Raw genomic sequence first — 17,244 nt, forward strand, 5'->3', positions numbered from 1 at the left:
CTAGGCCTTAGGTCTGCGGTTGGAGAAGCCTTTGCTCCAATGCTTGGCGTTGGGCAGGAACCAATAGAGTACGGGCAGCAAGATTCTGCGCGGTAAAAGACGACGGATATAATAAAACACCGTGGCATCTAAGGTTGCAGGAATCCACAGCGGCGGATTCTCAGTTTTAATTGTTTTGATAATGAGCTTTGCGATTTTGTGAGCTGAGGATCGCGACATACGCATCATCTTGGCTACAAACGGTGTCATGTTCGTATAGAAATCGCAGTACGGTCCATTCCAGTTGTGGGATGGATCTGACAATTCTGAATGATAAACATTCATGAAAGAGCTGCTGTTCACGAATCCTGGCTGCACCAAAGAAACCTGCACGCCGAAGGGGCGCATTTCATACCACAATGCTTCGCTGGCGCCCTCGAGTGCATATTTGGAAGCCGAGTACGATGACATCGTTGGCATCGCAAGCATTCCCGCCACAGAAGAGACGTTGATGATTTTTCCGCGGCCGGTTTCACGCATATACGGCAGAACTCTGCGGATCAATCCCATAGGTCCTAGGTAGTTCGTTTCCATTTGCAGAAGCTCGTCTTGAGCGGTCATGTGCTCAATCACAGAACGATATGAGATACCGGCGTTATTCACCAAGATATCCACACCACCCCAAGTTTTATTGATGTGATTGATGAGCTCTTTGCGTTCTTGTTCTTTCGTGACGTCGAGAGGGTAAATCATGAAGCGATCGTTTTCTAAAAAATGATCGCGGACTTTCTGTAAGCTTTTTTCGCGAGCGGTTGCGACGACTCGGTATTCAGGATGCTCGTGATACAAAATTTGCGCGAGCTCTAAGCCAATACCATTGGAACAACCCGTGACTAAAATCACAGGCTTGAAAGTTTGCGGAGTATCTTTGCGGTGATAACGTGAAAAAGGCCACATATGTGGCCCTTATTATCCTAGGCTGGAGCGCCCGGAGCAAAGTTTTTCGGTCTGCCACCTGGCATCGGAGGCGGAGCTTGCGGCGGAGGAAGTGGATTAATATGTCCACTACCCTGTTCGCTTGGCTCAGGATCACGGAAGCGGGAGTGCTTGGCATCGAATTTAAGCTTAACAGTACCCGTGGCACCGTTACGCTGTTTACCAACGATAACTTCCGCATGACCTGCTTTGTCTGGATCTTCCTTGTCGTAGTAGTCATCACGATAAAGCATCATGATAACGTCGGCATCTTGTTCGATAGATCCGGATTCACGCAGGTCAGAAAGCATTGGACGACGGTCCGCACGACCCTCTACCCCACGATTCAGCTGGGCTAGTGCGATGATAGGAACCTGAAGTTCCTTGGCAATCGACTTCAAGCTTTTAGAGATTTCGGCAACCTCTTGCTCACGTGAAGAGAATTTTTGTTTCATACTCATCAACTGCAAGTAGTCGATCATGATGCAATCGATACCGTGTTCAGCCTTCAAACGACGAGCACGAGAACGGATCTCAAATGGCGACATACCTGGAGTATCATCGATAAAGATTCCAGCCTCAGAAAGGGCGCTGGCTGCGTTAATCAGCTTAGGCCATGCAGAGTCTTGGATTTTACCGTTACGGATTTCATTCATGTTAACGCGCGCCTCAGAGGACAACATACGCATCATCATGGCTTCTTTACCCATCTCGAGAGAGAAGTACGCGATAACTTTCTTAGCGCGAAGGGCGATGTGTTGAGCAACGTTCAGAGAGAACGCTGTTTTACCCATAGACGGACGAGCGGCGATGATCGTCATCTCACCTGGGTGAAGACCGGACGTCATTTTATCCAGCTCAGTGAAGCCAGTTGGAAGACCCGTTACATCTGCTTTACGTTTATAAAGCTCTTCGATCTTTTGGATGGAAGCCTTAACGATTTCCATAGAGCCAACAAGACCTGTTTGTTGCTTAGTCTCTGTTAGTTTGAAGATTTCTGATTCGGCTTGGTCCATGAAGGACTCAACGTCAGCGAAATCTTGATCGTAAGCGCGTTCGATCAATTTGCTATTTGCAGTGATCAACTTACGTAGCAAACCTTTTTCGCGAACGATTTTAGCGTGCGAAGCGATGTTTGCTGAAGAAATAGTTTTATCAAGTAAGCCGATCAAATATTCAGGTCCACCGACCATATCCATGGAACCTTCGGCTTGAAGCACGTTGGTAACAGTGATGATGTCGATTGGCTGATTTTTACCGTGAAGATCTTTGATGGCAGCATAAATCTTTTGATGTGCAGGCTTGTAGAAGTCCTCTGCAAAGAGAACGTCACCCACTTGATCAAGAGCTTCTCGATCAAGCATAATGCCGCCCAGAATGGACTGTTCGGCCTCAAGATTTTGCGGTGGAATGCGAGTACTCATAAACACAACCCCTCGTGCTCAGAACACCGGTTTGATTTGAAAAACCGCCATCCCCTTCGTTGCTTCGTTGTCGGCCTACTTTTTAGTAGGGCCTCCGCCTTGCGCCTTGGGGCTGTCACTTTTTGAAATCAAACCTACTTTTTTCGAACCCCTTTTTACGGGGGGAGAATAAAATTGCGAGGCTTTAACTGGGTGGTGGTTCTGGATGGCTCGCTGGTGTAAATTATGAACGAATTAGTTCAATTTTTTAACACGAATTTTGTAGTTATCAATTTTCTTCTTAAGAGTGTTGCGATTGATGCCAAGCATCTGAGCAGTCTTAACTTGATTACCGTTGTACGCACGCAATGCTAGCTCAAGAAGTGGTTTTTCAACTTGTTCGATTACTACATTGTACAAACCGTTCAATTCTACTTGCGCCTCTTTTTGTTGAGCAAAAAGAACTTCCAGTTTGCTTTTTACAAGTTTTTCCAAACTTACAGACTGAAGGTTAGCGACAAAAAGATTATCTGAACTGTTAAGGTTCGGCGTCATGGAACTCCCGGAATTACATCAGTGCGTGGGTTTTTGGAGTAAACTATACTCCGCGTGTTTCGGGAGACCAAATATACTTATGCAGTTGCAATTGCAACCTTGCAGATGATTTTTGATGCAATATTTTTTCTGCCAACCAGCGTTCAGACACTTGGCCGTATGATGGGCTGTATAAAACCACAAATTTTTCGAACAAATTGTGTTGACGGCAGAAATTTTCAGACCAAATCAAGTCTTCTTCGGAACAGATAACGAACTTGTACTCCGTACTGGGAGTGGAAAGTTCGATGTTCTCCATCAAGAAAGAATTTGCAGCACCACTGTCTGGAGTTTTCACATCAAGAATAACTTTTACGCGCGGATCAACTGCTTTGATTGATTTAGAACCAGATGTTTCCAAAGAAACTTTGTAACCCTTGTCGCAAAGTTCTTTCATCAACGTGTGAACTTCTTTTTGTAACAACGGTTCGCCACCCGTAACACAAACATGCGGAGCTTGGTGAGAATCAATCTCTGCCATGATCGCTTCAAGGGACTGCATTTCGCCTTCATAATACGAATATTTTGTATCGCAGTATGTGCAACGCAAATTGCACGCAGTGGTGCGCACAAACACCGTAGGAGCACCTACGTACGTTGTTTCACCTTGGATACTGTAGAAAATCTCGTTTATTTTAAGCATTCTCACTGGCTCTTTGTCTTGGAGGCCCCGCGCCACTCTGGGCGAGGCGGGTCTGTACTTGTACCTCCCCCAAGTCCTAAGTCAAGGTTGCGCTGCCCGAGCATGACTAAGTCGGCGAAATTTCGTAAATTTTTTAAATGAACCAATTTCTCAAAAAGTTCCGTCAAGACGTCACTGCTATCTGTTTCTTGGGCCTAGGTCTCTTTATTACGCTGGCGTTGGTCAGCTACAACCCTCAAGACCCGTCCCTTAACTCTATTGGGCAAGGACTAAAAGCCCTGAATTACTGCGGAATCGTCGGTAGTTTCCTTGCAGATGGCCTTTATCAGCTCTTTGGCCTTGCAGCCTGGGTGATTGTGGCAAGCCTTCTAAGAATGGCCGTAGCGGCTGTTCGTGGCGAATCTCTGAATATTAAAAACATTCGTTTTGTATGGGCCCTTTTGCTGATTGTCGATGTGGCGGCTTTGCTTTCCATCTATATGCCGACGACTCGCCTGTTCCAGAATCAAATCGCTTTGGGCGGTATGTTAGGCATGGGTGTGTCTCAAGCCTTGATGCGCGCCTTTGCTTATGCGGGAGTCCAAGTAATCCTTTGGACATTCATGGCTGTACTTGTGGTGTTCTATTCAGAAAAATCTTTGCATGAGTTGGCAGAAATTCCGCAAGATTTCATGGCCATGCTTAAGAAAAAGAAAGTCGGCGAACGTATTGCGGGCTTCTTTGGTGGAGCTTTCGTAACCGAGAAAAAATCTGCACCTAAAAAAGATAAAAAGAAAGACGAGCCTAAAAAGGCCTTCCCTCTTGCTGACAAAAAATTCGTAGGTAAAGACGAAGAGGAAGAAGAAGACAAGGATTTGAAACTTCTCCTGGATGCTGCTGAAGAAGAAGACGAGGAAGAGGAAGAAGAAGAGTTGTTTGCCGATGACGACGAAGAAGAGGAGGAGGAAGAAACTCCTGCACTTCGTATGGCGCAAAAACGCAAAGTCGTGATGAAGGCGAAACCTCCACGTCGTATTGAAAACTGGGAAATGCCAAAACTTGCATTGTTGGAAGACCCTCCAGTTTCTCGTATCAAGATTGATAAAGCAGAAATTCAAAGAAAAGCGGATGCACTTGTTGAGAAATTGAAAAACTTCTCGGTGGAAGGTTCCATTCAAGACGCGAAACCAGGGCCACTGGTTACGATGTATGAATTTAAACCCAATGCAGACGTTAAGATTTCTAAGATCTCTGAGCTTGAGGATGACTTGTCACTAGCACTTTCTTCGGAATCAGTGCGTGTTGTTGGTCATATCCCAGGAACGGATGTTGTGGGTATCGAGACTGCGAACTTAAAGCGTGAAACAGTTTATTACAAAGACTTGATCGCAGAAGACACATTCTGGAGTGAAGACTTGGCTCTTCCGATGGCAGTGGGTCGTACGGTTGATGGCGAGCCTAAGGTTGTTGACCTTCGCAAAATGCCTCACTTATTGATCGCGGGTACTACGGGTTCTGGTAAGTCCGTATTCGTTGGATCTATCATTACGGGATTGTTGTTCCGTCACTCCCCTAAAACATTGCGTCTGGTTTTGATCGATCCAAAAATGGTCGACTTGGCACCGTTTGCAACAGTTCCGCACTTGGCAATTCCTCACGTCACTGAACCTAAGAAAGCTGCAACAGCTTTGAAGTGGGCTGTGCGTGAAATGGAAAAACGTTATAAGTCGTTGTCTAAGTTTGGCGTTGGTAAAATCGAAATGTTCAATGAAAAGACCGGCGGTCTTTCTAAAGACGAAATTGAACAGCATGAAAAAATCAATCAAGAGCTCGAAGAGGGCAAAGCAAAACTTGATCAGTACTACTATCAACCACTTCCTTATGTGGTGATCGTAGTCGATGAGTTGGCGGACTTGATGATCACTGAAAAACAGAACATCGAAGAACCGATTCAACGTCTGACTCAAAAAGCACGTGCCTGCGGAATCCATTTGATCTTGGCAACTCAGTCTCCACGTAAAGACGTAGTAACGGGTTTGATTAAAACGAATATCCCTGGTCGTGTGGCTTTGAAAGTGGCTTCTAAAATGGACTCGAGAATCATCATTGATGACTCCGGTGCAGAACGTTTGCTTCCAAATGGTGATATGTTGTTCCAGGCTCCGGGCATTGGAAAACCAACTCGCCATCACGGTCCTTATTTGAAGGATGCTGAGATTGCTAATGTCGTAAAACATTGGGCAGCGCAAGGTGAACCTGAATATGATCCACTCGCAATGAAAGCTCTTGATGGATTCGCGGGCGGTGATGGAGCAGAGGCTGGCGATTCCGGTGACGGCGGATTTGGCGATGAGGAATATGATGAACGTTACGACGAGATTCTGTCTTGGGCTTCGTCTCAGAAGGAAATCTCTGCATCGCTGATTCAACGTAAATTCCGTTTAGGTTATCCGCGTGCTGCACGCATGATTGAAGTGTTTGAAAAAGAAGGCGTGGTAGGTCCAGCTAATGGCAGCAAGCCGCGTCAAGTCCTTGTTACTTCTTACCGAGAAACTTAATGGTGCTTGCTAGTCCTCCTTTGGTCGTGCTGCAATAGATAGCAACAAAACCATCAAGGAGGATTTTTTATGATCAAAGCAATTATTGCTACTCTTGCACTAACTTTTTCAGTTTCTGCATTCGCAACGCCATCTGTAGCTGACGTAGTAGTTCAGGCTCAATTGCCTGCTATCGCTGAACAAGCTCAAACTTTGGGTTTGGACTGGAAAGTTGGCGACACTGCAAACTACAACCTAGATATGGGCGGATTCATCAAAGGTAAAATGGTGATGTCTGTTAAATCTATCGGTGATGACGGTATCTGGATGATCCAAGATATGGATCTTGGTTTCGCTGGTAAACAAAACGTTGAAACTCTTATCGATCCAAACACTGGCGCGGTTAAGAAAATGATCGTTAACGGTAAAGAACAAGAAGTACCTAAACAAGACGTTGAAGTTGTTGATATCAAAGAAGACAAAATCACTGTTCCAGCTGGTACATTCGAATGCGTTCACGCAATCCTTAAAGACAAAAAAGACAACTCTGAAATCAACGCGTGGATCAACCCACAATTGATTCCAATGTCTGGTTTGTTGAAACAAGTTGCTCCAAGCCAATTCGGTAAAGTAACTGTTGAGTTGACTTCTTTCTCTAAAAAATAGTTCATGAAGTCGAACTTCTTAAAAGCCGCTCTTGGAGCGGCTTTTTTATTCTCAAGCCCCGCCTTTTCTCAGTCCAAGTCTGAGACTTACAAAGATATTATCGAAAAAGCCTACAACTTAAGTTTGCAGAAAGATCGTCAGCAAGCGCTGAATATCCTGACTGCGGCAATTGCGCGTGAATCTCGTCCGGCAGCGCAAGCGGAATTAAAAAAAGCGACTGTTGAAGTTGCCCATGTTTTCTTTAGCGACAAAGCCCAACAGCTTTATGAAACCTCTATTTCGCTTAAGAAAACAGATCTGAACCAAGCCATTTCTAAACTTGCTGAAGCCCAAAGAATCGAACCTGACAACCTGACGGTCGTTATGGAGCAGGCTCGCCTGCAAATTGCTAAGGGTGAGTGTTCAAATGCTCAAGAAGCTTTGCAAAAATCAGTGAAACTGATGTCCTTTGATGAGGAGCTAAGACTTGTTAATGCGCAGACTCAGGTTTGCGCAGGGCAATGGGTGGAATACTCTAAAAACCCAGAAGTGTCTGATTCTCGCAAATCCACATACCAAAAATACTGGATGGCTTTAGAGGTTGAGCGCCAATTGAAGCTAAAAAACCTCACGAAAGCCTCAGAAACCGCACAGAGCCTAGTTAAATTGGACCCAAAATATCCAGAGGGGCACTACTGGATTTGGAAGATTTCTTTAGCATTGAAGAAAAGCAATCTAGAGGAAGCTCAGAAATACGTGATGACCTGCAAAAACATTTCAGCGAGCCAGTATAGACAGTATATGATAGACCCCATGTTATGTCGCCGAGCCCAAGAGGTTGAGAGCGAAATCAAGGGGATGAATGGAACTGCTGAATAAATCCATATTGCTAATCCTTGCCAGCGCGTTTGTTGCTGGATGCGGAGTAAAGGGTGCACCTCTTCCTCCGTTGACTCCTCCACCGCTCGGTCGTGGTGAGCCGACGTATTCCGATACAACTCGTAAATCAAAACAGAAAGTTCGTCCTGTAATTCAGAACACTGAAGACAGCAATCCGTCTGGAGGCGAATAATGAAACTGCCATTTCTTCCGGTGAAAATCACAAAGATGTCTGGTGCAGGCAATACGTTTGCCTTTATTGACGGTCGCACGGTTTCAGCATGGAAGGATGTGGAAGGTCATCTTGGAAAATCCCGTCCTGAAATCGCAAAGTTAGTTTGTGATCGTGTATTGGGGATTGCTACGGATGGATTCATCATCATCGAAGATGGTGTTGAAGGCTTTGATTTTAATTGGGATTTTTATAACTCAGATGGCTCAACCGCAGAAATGTGTGGCAATGCTGCCCGCTGTGCGGCTCGCTATTGTTATGAACATATTGGCAACATGGAAACCGCCAACATCCGTTTTAAGACAGGTGCTGGATTGGTGACTGCGCAAATTTTGGGTAATGGAAAAATTCGCGTAAAGATGCCGGATGCTAAAGTTGTGCAAAATCCGATCGAGTTGCCAACACGATCTGGAGTGAAGGAAAAATTCGTTCTAGTAAATACAGGCGTTCCGCACTTGGTTCAAAAAATTCACGCCTTTCAGGACTCTGTTCACTTAAAAGATCTGGCTCGCGAAATGCGCTCGCACGAAATGCTCAAACCGGCTGGAGCGAACGTAACGTTTTATGCTGAAGACGAAATCGGAAAAATTAAAGCGGTTACTTTTGAGCGTGGTGTAGAGGACTACACACTTGCGTGCGGGACAGGTGCTGTTGCGGCAGCGTTTGCAAGTTCTCTGGAAAATCATAAGAAAGAAATTGAAGTTCAAATGCCCGGGGGAGTGATGGAAGTCCACTTCTTTGATAATGATCCGAAACCACTTTTGGTGGGCGATGCAGTATTTGTTGGAGACTTCCAATATAACCTTGAGGTTGTTCGATGAAAAATTTTAAAGGCACGTTCACGGCCCTACTAACACCATTCAAAAACGGAAAAATTGATTTTGCGTCTTTGGATAAACTTGTAAAACACCAGCTTGAAAATGGTGTGGATGGATTTGTTGTTAATGGGACGACGGCAGAAAGCCCGACTCTACAAGAATCAGAACAAGCGGAGCTATTTAAACATATTCGTAAACTTGTCGGTGCCAACGTTCCTTTGATTATGGGGACTGGATCCAACGACACAGCGAAAAGCATTGAAGCTTCAAAGAAAGCTGAGGCGATGGGTGCGGATGGAATTTTGGTTGTGGTTCCCTACTACAATAAGCCACCACAGCGTGGATTGTATGCGCACTTCAAAGCGGTAGCGGAGTCTGTAAAAATCCCGACGATTCTTTATAACGTTCCGGGGAGAACCATTACTTCGCTTGCGCCGGAAACAGTTTCTGATCTAGCGAAGGTTCAAGGTGTTGTTGGAATCAAGGAAGCCTCTGGAAAAATTGATTTAGCAGAACAAATCATCAACGCTTGCGGAAAAGAATTCGTGATGTTGTCTGGTGATGACGGAACTTATGTGGAGTTCTTGAAGTCCGGTGGTCACGGTGTGATCTCGGTTGCTTCCCATGTGATTCCAAAACAAATGGTTCAGTGGAAAACCTGGGTGAAAGATGGCCAAGTTGATAAGGCTCGTGCCGACATTCAAAAGTATATGCCGTTGATTGATCTTTTATTTGTGGAAGCAAACCCAATCCCGGTAAAAAAAGCTGTGCAGCTTATGGGCTTGATTGATTCAGCGGAGATGCGCTTACCTCTTGTGGAGTTAGCACCAGAACATGCAGAGAAATTGAAAATGGAAATGAAAAAAGTTGGAGTTCTGGCGTGAAGAAATTGAAAATCGGTTTGGTTGGTGCGAATGGCCGCATGGGCCAAGAAATTGCCACAGTGATTGGTGCCAGCAATAACTCCGATGTGTTTTATACAATTGGCCGTGACAAAAAAAGCATCGACCACAAGCTCGCGGCAAAAGTTGACGTGTGGATTGATTTCTCGTCTCCGGAAGCATTGCCAGAAGTTTTAAAGATCGCCACTCGTCACAAAACTCCTGTCGTTTGTGGAACTACTGGTTTTTCTAAGAAAGAAAAATCTGCGCTTGATAAAGCTAGCAAAGAAATCCCTGTCTTGTGGGCATCGAACATGAGCATGGGTGTTGCCGTTCTTAACGAGGCACTTAAAGTTTTTAACTCGATTAATAATTTTGATTATCAGATCGAAGAATTTCATCACATCCGTAAAAAAGATAAACCATCTGGGACTGCAATCACTTTGCAAGAAAACCTAGAAAAGGCTGTGGGCAAGAAATGTCCAGAGCCATTGGCGGTTCGTGGTGGCGGCATTTTTGGCGTTCACAAAATTCACGCGATGAGTGATGAAGAAATGATTACGTTTGAGCACACGGCTTTGAATCGTACGGTTTTCGCTAAAGGTGCGGTTCGTGCGGCATCATGGTTGGCTTCTCAGAAAAAGCCAGGCCTTTATCAAATTCGTGATGTGCTATTTGGAAAATAATTAATGTCATCGACACTGCACAACTCCCTGATTTCTGTGACGCTGGATCTTATGGGTGGAGAAAATAAGGCGCGCGAACTTCTGAGCAAGATTTCCGAATGCGGAGATATTCTGAATGTTTCGTCGATTTATAAACGCTACACTAGTGATGCTCGTAATGATTTGGCTGCACGGATCGAGTTCGTCATTCGCTTTGAAACTATGATGAGCGTAGAGCAGCACCTGCACTTGGTGTTATCGTTATGCGATGAGGGTTCTTCGGGATTAGTTCAGCGCAGTCATGTGGAAATGATTCTGCTGGCTTATGACGACATGATTCTTATGTCGCCTCGTTTAACTCTGCCCTATCCGCAGTTACATACAGATGCTCTTATTATTCGCTGCGCGGCAGAAGCCTGGGGTCAGTATGAGCACCCTATTTATCAAAAAACACTCAGCGAGATTTCAAAAACAGCTCGTACCGTGAGAGATGCAGAGTTCTATAAGCAGGGTAAAAGCCTTATTGATTTTTAATCTCCGGCAACGTACAAAATTAGGGGTTATAATTCCCTAAATTGGAGATTTCATGAAGTTTTTCATTGATACAGCTGACCTTGAAGAAATTAAACAGGCTAACCTTCGCGGTTGGGTTGATGGTGTTACTACGAATCCTTCTTTGATTGCAAAATCAGGTCGTGATTTCCACACAGTGATCAAAGAAATCTGCAAAGAGATCTCAGGTCCAGTTTCAGCTGAAGTCATCAGCTTGCAACACGAAGAAATGGTTCGTGAAGGTCGCATCCTTGCAAAATTGGCTGACAACGTTGTTGTTAAAGTTCCAATGACTGAAGACGGTATGATCGCAGTTAAGAAATTCACTGCCGAAGGTATCAAGACTAACGTCACGTTGGTATTCTCTCCAATGCAAGCGATCTTGGCTGCTAAAGCTGGTGCAACAATGGTTTCTCCATTCGTAGGTCGTTTGGATGACATTGGAACTGATGGTATGGAGATGGTTAATCAGGTTATCCAAATCTACCAAAACTACGACTTCGCGACTGAAGTCTTGGTAGCAAGCGTGCGCAGCCCAATGCATATCCAATTTGCAGCACAAATGGGTGCAGACATCGCGACTATCCCATTCAAAGTTATGCAACAAATGACAGCTCATCCGCTTACAGACAAAGGTATTAAGTTGTTCATGGATGACTGGAACAAGGTTCAAAAGAAGTAATGAAAACGAATCTGCTGATTTCCTTTATTTTTCTGATACTTGTAGGTTGTCAAACCACGGGGGTGCGTCTTCGTGAAACACCTCTAGGTGTCAGTGAAACTCGTAAGGTCATCATGTCAGTTATCGGGCAAGTTCGCGAAGTCAGTGAAAACGGTCGCGAACTTTACTCCATGTATTACGACCGTAAAGGGGCGCCTATCAAGGCAATGGATATGGCTAAAGAACGTTACTATAGCCACCTTATTGTTTTAGGCGACCGTCGCCCCTACGATATTTCTGTGGATGTCCTGGTCGAGGCTAGGGATCAAGATGGTGGTTGGGAACTTGTCGACCACGATGACCAGAAAGCCGCTGTGCTAGCGGACAAGCTTAAAAAAGCTCTTAACCAAAGTCGTGACTCACGTAACGTCATTGACGACTTCCGTAGCTTCTAAATAGGATAAAAGAATAGTCATTATTGGCTAATCAATGAGGAGAGTACGTTGCAAGGAATGCGACTAAAACGGCTTCTGCCGTTTGCTGTGCTAGCGGGATGCTTTGCATGGTCAAGCCATACAGGTGGCTTGAAGTTCATTCCTATTTACGAAGGCCTCACAATTCGCGCGCAAAAAAGTTCTCCTCCACACGTAGCGTTCGAAGAATCTATTAGAACAACTTCAAATTTCAGTGAATGGCAGCACTTCCAGTCCATGCAACCCGTGGCTTTGGGGGTCGAAAAAAAGTCTTCGACGTTATTCGCGAAGAAAGTCGTTCTCGCTGAAATGACAATTCAAAAACAAGTTGAAACTGTTGCGATGTCATCTGCTCCAGCATCGCGTGTCCCTGCAACGACAGCATCTGATGTTAGTGCTGACAATGCGTGGATGACACAGTTGTCGCGCAATCAGCAAGCGCGTTTGCAAGAAGCGCAAATTCGCGGTGATGTTTTGAATCAAGACTGGCAAGGATCTTCGTGGTCAGAAATGGCTGCTGAAACTTTAGAAAGATCTGGAATCATTAATAACCGTGGAGAGATTCAACAAGTAGCTTCTAATAAGAATGTTACTGTTAATAGTACACGCGGCGAAACTTTGGCTCGTCCAACAGTACAACGTACTTCAAACGGGGATGACAGCCTTGGCAGCTCAGCTGCGGGAATTGCTCCTGGCACTGGGTCTTCGGGTTATTCACTTGCTGGTGGTGCATCAGATAATAATGAGGCTAATGCAGCAGCAGGTTCTCGTCGCATCGTCGGTCCGATTGAAATTACTGGTGGCCTAGCGGTCACAAATGAACATCATATTGAAGTTCGCAGAAACGACGAAGGAGTTCTTAAGGAACTTGGTCGCGTCGATTTGCAAAGAGGAACTTATAATATCGATGTTGAGCAAACGACAGGAACAGTGGTTGCTCGTTTAGTAAATAAAGACGGCAAAACTTTGGGTGAAGGCAGTATCAGACTTAATCGTGTGGTGGCCGGAACTCAGAACTATGTGACAGGTCCGAAAATCAAAGTTGAACCACACCCCGACTACTCTGTTTCATTGGTGGGAGCATACAATGCTAAAGCTAATGATGCAGCCCCAGCTCAGACTCGTGTGACTTTCGTTAAAGGTGTCAGCGACGTGAAGGTAAATCGTGATGGTTTGGCTTCGATGGAAAATGTGACTCGCGGGTCGTCGACGGTCATGAGGGCCGCCGCTCCAAAGCACTTAGAAACCACCAACCTAATTATCTCCGGTAAAGAATCGCGTTCGACTCTTTATCCTGAAACGATGGTTCAAGCTCTTCTAGATATTATCTCTCAACAAAGAATGGAATCGTACGAAGGTGCGCCGTCTTTGATTTGGGGTAAAGTCGTATTGGATGGAAAACCTGTAGCTGGCATCGATGTGCAAGTTGAAACAGCTCCGGATCTTCAACCGATCTATTTTAATCAGTTCATGATGCCGGATGCGAATCTTAAAAAGACTAGCGATAACGGTATGTATGCCTTTATTCATGTGCCTTACGGATTCCATTCATTATTGGCGACTCGTTCAAATTCTATCTTTGGTTATGTGAATGTTGTGGCTGAAGAAGGTGCTGTTGCTCAAGGTGATTTAGAAGCCACGATGAAAAACGAATCGGTTCCTTTGAGAGTGTTTGATGCTTTCACAGGTCAACCGGGAGTTGCATCAGTGACGATGCAGTCTTTGGATGAAGAGCTACCAGTACCAAATGGTTCAGCGACGGTGACATTGCCACACTTGAATCGCTTGGGCTTGATGAGAGTTCATCCGCAAGGAACAGATTATATTGCCGCTCGCTATATCTATAATGATAACGATGAATTTGTTCACGTTCCATTGGTTCGCTGGGAGTGGTTGCGCGCGATTAAAACATTCCTAAAAATCAACGAAGGTCCTTCCACTGGTTTGATCGTTGGTTTTGTGCCTGATGAAGATTTCGAAGTGTTCTTGGCGGGATATGATAACTTTAATCCGCAAGATATCGTGTACTTTGATATGCAAGGCCGCATTTTGCAGAACCATAAAGGTGCTGCGGGTGGTGGTTTTATTATCTACAATGTTCCTGACGATACTCACGAAGTGGTTGTCACTGGAAACCGCACGCAAAAGGTTTACTCTCGCGTGGTTCCTGTGGATGCAAACTCACTATCTGTTTTGAACTTTAGAGAATAGAAAACTGCGAAACTTTTCTTTTAAAGAAATCACCGCGATCCTCAAAAGATTTAAATTCATCAAGACTAGTTCCTCCCGGACTTAGAAGAACTGTGTCGGCAGCTTTTACGTTGGAAAAGATATAACCAATAGCTTCTTCCAAACGAGCAAAGCTTTGTCCTGTCAGTTTTGATTTGCTTTGTGCGATCTCGCGGCACTCACCAAAGAATACAAATTCAGCATCACGCATTTTGTGCAGTGAGGAGATTTGTTCCCACGGTAGGTTCTTGTCTCTTCCACCTAAAAGTAAGAATAGCTTGCCGCCGGTGCTTAATGTTTCTGCTGCGGCTGCCGCTGCAATCATAACGCTATCAAGAGCAGTGGCCTTGCTATCGTTAATAAAGCGCACACCTTTAACCTCGCCCAAGTTTTCCAGGCGGTGGCTTAAGCCCTTAAAGTTTTTCATGCCTTCGATTGCAGCTTCCGGCCACGCGGCTTCTTTAGCAAGAGCCGTCGCAAGTGCCAGGTTGTCTTGATTGTGTTGGCCAATCAATTGCGCTTTCTCAAGCTGATGGCTAAGAAGATCAGCGTCTTTTTTGGAGATGACTTTTACTTGAGAAGAGGGTTTTTGAGATTTGGAGTACTCTACTAAGTCGCCACCTTCGGAATTTAGAAGCATTTTGTTTTTAGTAATGCCTAAGATATTCCACTTGGTCTGATAGTAGTGCTCGATGCTGTCGTAACGCTCAAGGTGGTTTGAGGTAAAGTAAGTAATCGCAGAAATATCTAGAGAAAGACCTTCGCAGTTTTCTAATTGATAACTAGATAGTTCCAAAACAACCCAGTCGGCCACGGGACGCTTCTGTTCCACAACGGAAGCCGCGTAACTAGCAAAAGGAATTCCCAAATTACCGCCGACAAAGCCACTTTCAGAAAAGGCTTCAAGACCAGCTTGAAGCAATGAAACTGTTGTGCTTTTTCCCACGGAGCCCGTAACACCAATGAGTTTTTCAGTGGTCAAGCAAGAGCAAGCCAATGAAATCTCGCTAGTGATTTTAACGCCCTTGTTCTGAGCATCCTTAATCCAAGAGGAAGACAGTGGAACACCGGGTGAAACAACCAGAGTTTGAGGTTTAGCCTCAGACATGAGTTTATTTGAATCCTTGAAGTCAGCCGAATCGAGTTTCCCATCGAAAGTTAAAACATTCTTGGGATCTATTCCGCAGGCAAGTAGCAGACGTTTAGCGGAGTCACCGCTTTTTCCCATACCTACGACAGCAATTGGTGTTTTCAGGTTCTTGATAAATTGGCTCATCTGGCAGATAGTAGTATTAGGAGGGAGTTTTGCCCACTTCTTTTTTTGCGCATCCAATGTCTGATTTTAAATCAGCGCAATATACAGCGATCATCAGCGACCTGCACTTAACTGAGGCGGAGCCGGTGAATTTGCGTTTCCCTCTATGGAAAAAATTTAAGACTCGTCAGTTTTTCTATGATGATGTTTTTGAAACGTTCCTTAGACATATCGAAGAAAAGGCCCAAGGAAATCCGATCGAACTGGTTTTGAACGGGGACATTTTCGATTTCGATAGTGTTTTGAATCTGCCTGATGATCCGGTCTTCCACGTAAGCTGGATCGAGAAGCATCGCGGACTATATCCTCGCGCTGAGAGATCTCGTCATAAGATCGAAGTTATTCTTCGCGATCATATGCCATTTATTCGCTCGCTTCGTGAGTTTATCGTGCGTGGTCACAGAGCTGTCTTTGTTATTGGCAACCATGACCTTGAACTTCACTTCCCTGAGGTTCAAGAAGAGATCTTGCGTCACCTCGCACTTCCTGAAGACAAGCGTGGGGAAATTCGTTTTGTTGAGTGGTTCTATATCAGCAATCAAGACACCCTGATCGAACATGGAAATCAGTACGATCCGTATTGTATGTGCGAAGATCCAGTGAATCCTTTTGTTCGCGGATATAATTACATCGCCTTGAAGCTTCCGTTTGGAAACTTGGCTTGTCGTTACATCTCTAACGGCATGGGATTCTTTAATCCCCACGTCGATACGAACTATATTATGACCTTGAAGGAGTACATTTTGTTTTTCTTCAGGTACATCTGGCGTGCTCAACCGGGCCTGGTGTTGACGTGGTTCTGGGGTTCCGTGGCAACTCTGGTGCATTCATTCTTTGATCGTTTGTCGGCACCGATTCGCAATCCATTGAAAATTGAAGATCGTATTCAGGTTATTGCTGAAAGATCTAATGCAGAACCACGAATGGTTCGCGAGATGAAAGAGCTATTTGTGGCTCCTGCGGCCAGTGAACCTATGTTGCTAGCTCGCGAGTTGTGGCTTGATCGCGCCTTCATTGTGTTTATTGCGTTCTTTTTGATCTTCCAGCTGATGTCTTTTGTGCGTTCGGTATATGAACTTTCGTTCTTTTGGGCGTTCATCCCATTGTTTGTGTTATTGCCGTTCTTTTTGTTCTATAGCAAATCGGTCACTTCATTGGTTTCGAGTTACAAAGAGCCGGATGATCGTGTTCTGGCTATGGCGAGTGCAATTACCAAGGCAAAACGCATTGTTTATGGGCATACTCACCATACTCGTCATGAAATTATCGGTTCAGTGGAACATTTGAACAGTGGATGTTGGTCTCCGGCATTCTTGGACGTTGAGTGTACGAAGCCGTTGGATCAGAAAACTTTCGTATGGATTTCCCCTGGAGAACATAATACTCGCCAAGCTGAGCTAAGAAAGTTTGTCGAGGGCACCTCTGAATTGATGATGGTCTCTAACCGCGGTGCTTAATCACTGTAGATTTCGCGCTGCAAAAAAGATTTCCCATTGTCAATTATAGGTCCCTTATGCAAACCTTTTACTGTTCAATTTTCAACTAAGGATGGAGAGTTATCATGGCAGAAGTACTTGTTGTAACTAGCAAAGTAAAAAAACTTATCAAAGAAAAAGGCGGCATGAACACTTCTGCTGAAACTATCGACGTTCTCAGCAAAGCTATCGAGCAACTTTGCCTTAAAGGTGTTGAGTCTGCAAAAGCTGACGGTCGCAAAACTGTAATGGCTCGCGATATCGTTATCGATCACCTTTAATTTCTAAATTAAAGACTGAATTGAAAAC

At 44.8% G+C, this 17,244-nt stretch carries 18 protein-coding genes; 13 read left to right on the top strand and 5 right to left on the bottom strand.

Going from position 1 to position 17,244, the window contains the following annotated elements:
• From ACLVWP_RS00170 to ACLVWP_RS00185, 4 genes are all read right to left on the bottom strand, one after another.
• Complete coding sequence (locus ACLVWP_RS00170) at nucleotides 1-936, bottom strand: SDR family oxidoreductase (protein ID WP_413559236.1); 936 nt, start codon at nucleotides 934-936, stop codon at nucleotides 1-3.
• A gap of 17 nt (nucleotides 937-953) precedes the next feature.
• Entirely contained in the window at nucleotides 954-2,378 is a 1,425-nt protein-coding gene (gene dnaB / locus ACLVWP_RS00175; protein ID WP_413559237.1) for a replicative DNA helicase, read from the bottom strand.
• Nucleotides 2,379-2,612: 234 nt separating this feature from the next.
• Nucleotides 2,613-2,912 (bottom strand): helix-turn-helix domain-containing protein, encoded by a 300-nt coding sequence (locus ACLVWP_RS00180; RefSeq protein ID WP_061834327.1) that lies wholly within the window; start codon nucleotides 2,910-2,912, stop codon nucleotides 2,613-2,615.
• A 43-nt stretch (nucleotides 2,913-2,955) separates the two neighbouring features.
• Complete coding sequence (locus ACLVWP_RS00185; RefSeq protein ID WP_413559238.1) at nucleotides 2,956-3,594, bottom strand: radical SAM protein; 639 nt, start codon at nucleotides 3,592-3,594, stop codon at nucleotides 2,956-2,958.
• Between the two features lie 137 nt (nucleotides 3,595-3,731).
• Between ACLVWP_RS00185 and ACLVWP_RS00190 the strand changes: the two genes are divergently transcribed.
• The 11 genes from ACLVWP_RS00190 to ACLVWP_RS00240 all read left to right on the top strand — a co-directional run bounded on the left by ACLVWP_RS00190 (nucleotide 3,732) and on the right by ACLVWP_RS00240 (nucleotide 14,127).
• Nucleotides 3,732-6,131: a DNA translocase FtsK gene (locus tag ACLVWP_RS00190; RefSeq protein ID WP_413559239.1), complete on the top strand. Its 2,400-nt coding sequence runs from the start codon at nucleotides 3,732-3,734 to the stop codon at nucleotides 6,129-6,131.
• 69 nt (nucleotides 6,132-6,200) lie between these two features.
• Nucleotides 6,201-6,776, top strand: a complete 576-nt coding sequence (locus ACLVWP_RS00195; protein ID WP_413559240.1) for a hypothetical protein — start codon at nucleotides 6,201-6,203, stop codon at nucleotides 6,774-6,776.
• A gap of 3 nt (nucleotides 6,777-6,779) precedes the next feature.
• Nucleotides 6,780-7,634: a hypothetical protein gene (locus ACLVWP_RS00200; RefSeq protein ID WP_413559241.1), complete on the top strand. Its 855-nt coding sequence runs from the start codon at nucleotides 6,780-6,782 to the stop codon at nucleotides 7,632-7,634.
• A complete protein-coding gene (locus tag ACLVWP_RS00205; protein WP_413559242.1) occupies nucleotides 7,618-7,827 on the top strand; it encodes a hypothetical protein in 210 nt (69 codons plus the stop codon). The genes ACLVWP_RS00200 and ACLVWP_RS00205 overlap by 17 nt, the downstream gene beginning before the upstream one ends.
• The gene (gene dapF, locus ACLVWP_RS00210; protein ID WP_413559243.1) at nucleotides 7,827-8,687 is read left to right on the top strand and encodes a diaminopimelate epimerase; all 861 of its coding nucleotides are present in this window, start codon (nucleotides 7,827-7,829) and stop codon (nucleotides 8,685-8,687) included. The genes ACLVWP_RS00205 and dapF overlap by 1 nt, the downstream gene beginning before the upstream one ends.
• Nucleotides 8,684-9,568 carry a 4-hydroxy-tetrahydrodipicolinate synthase gene (gene dapA / locus ACLVWP_RS00215; protein WP_413559244.1) on the top strand — a complete coding sequence of 295 codons (885 nt, stop codon included), beginning with the start codon at nucleotides 8,684-8,686 and terminating at the stop codon, nucleotides 9,566-9,568. Before dapF ends, dapA begins: the two co-directional genes overlap by 4 nt.
• Complete coding sequence (locus ACLVWP_RS00220; protein ID WP_413559245.1) at nucleotides 9,565-10,251, top strand: 4-hydroxy-tetrahydrodipicolinate reductase; 687 nt, start codon at nucleotides 9,565-9,567, stop codon at nucleotides 10,249-10,251. Before dapA ends, ACLVWP_RS00220 begins: the two co-directional genes overlap by 4 nt.
• A gap of 3 nt (nucleotides 10,252-10,254) precedes the next feature.
• Nucleotides 10,255-10,764, top strand: coding sequence for a hypothetical protein (locus tag ACLVWP_RS00225; protein ID WP_413559246.1), 510 nt, complete (start codon nucleotides 10,255-10,257; stop codon nucleotides 10,762-10,764).
• A 52-nt stretch (nucleotides 10,765-10,816) separates the two neighbouring features.
• Nucleotides 10,817-11,464 carry a fructose-6-phosphate aldolase gene (fsa, locus tag ACLVWP_RS00230; protein WP_413559247.1) on the top strand — a complete coding sequence of 216 codons (648 nt, stop codon included), beginning with the start codon at nucleotides 10,817-10,819 and terminating at the stop codon, nucleotides 11,462-11,464.
• Nucleotides 11,464-11,898: a hypothetical protein gene (locus ACLVWP_RS00235; protein ID WP_413559248.1), complete on the top strand. Its 435-nt coding sequence runs from the start codon at nucleotides 11,464-11,466 to the stop codon at nucleotides 11,896-11,898. The genes fsa and ACLVWP_RS00235 overlap by 1 nt, the downstream gene beginning before the upstream one ends.
• A 57-nt stretch (nucleotides 11,899-11,955) precedes the next feature.
• Nucleotides 11,956-14,127: a hypothetical protein gene (locus ACLVWP_RS00240; protein ID WP_413559249.1), complete on the top strand. Its 2,172-nt coding sequence runs from the start codon at nucleotides 11,956-11,958 to the stop codon at nucleotides 14,125-14,127.
• Here the strand turns inward: ACLVWP_RS00240 and murD are convergent.
• A complete protein-coding gene (gene murD, locus ACLVWP_RS00245) occupies nucleotides 14,117-15,421 on the bottom strand; it encodes a UDP-N-acetylmuramoyl-L-alanine--D-glutamate ligase (RefSeq protein ID WP_413559250.1) in 1,305 nt (434 codons plus the stop codon). The two genes, ACLVWP_RS00240 and murD, sit on opposite strands and share 11 nt — an antisense overlap.
• Nucleotides 15,422-15,450: 29 nt before the next feature.
• Between murD and ACLVWP_RS00250 the strand changes: the two genes are divergently transcribed.
• Nucleotides 15,451-16,917, top strand: coding sequence for a metallophosphoesterase (locus ACLVWP_RS00250; protein WP_413559251.1), 1,467 nt, complete (start codon nucleotides 15,451-15,453; stop codon nucleotides 16,915-16,917).
• Between the two features lie 104 nt (nucleotides 16,918-17,021).
• Nucleotides 17,022-17,216 carry a histone-like protein gene (locus tag ACLVWP_RS00255; RefSeq protein WP_142698475.1) on the top strand — a complete coding sequence of 65 codons (195 nt, stop codon included), beginning with the start codon at nucleotides 17,022-17,024 and terminating at the stop codon, nucleotides 17,214-17,216.
• The last annotated feature ends 28 nt before the right edge of the window (nucleotides 17,217-17,244 follow it).

Source organism: Bdellovibrio sp. HCB209 (assembly GCF_047306065.1).
Lineage (GTDB): Bacteria > Bdellovibrionota > Bdellovibrionia > Bdellovibrionales > Bdellovibrionaceae > Bdellovibrio.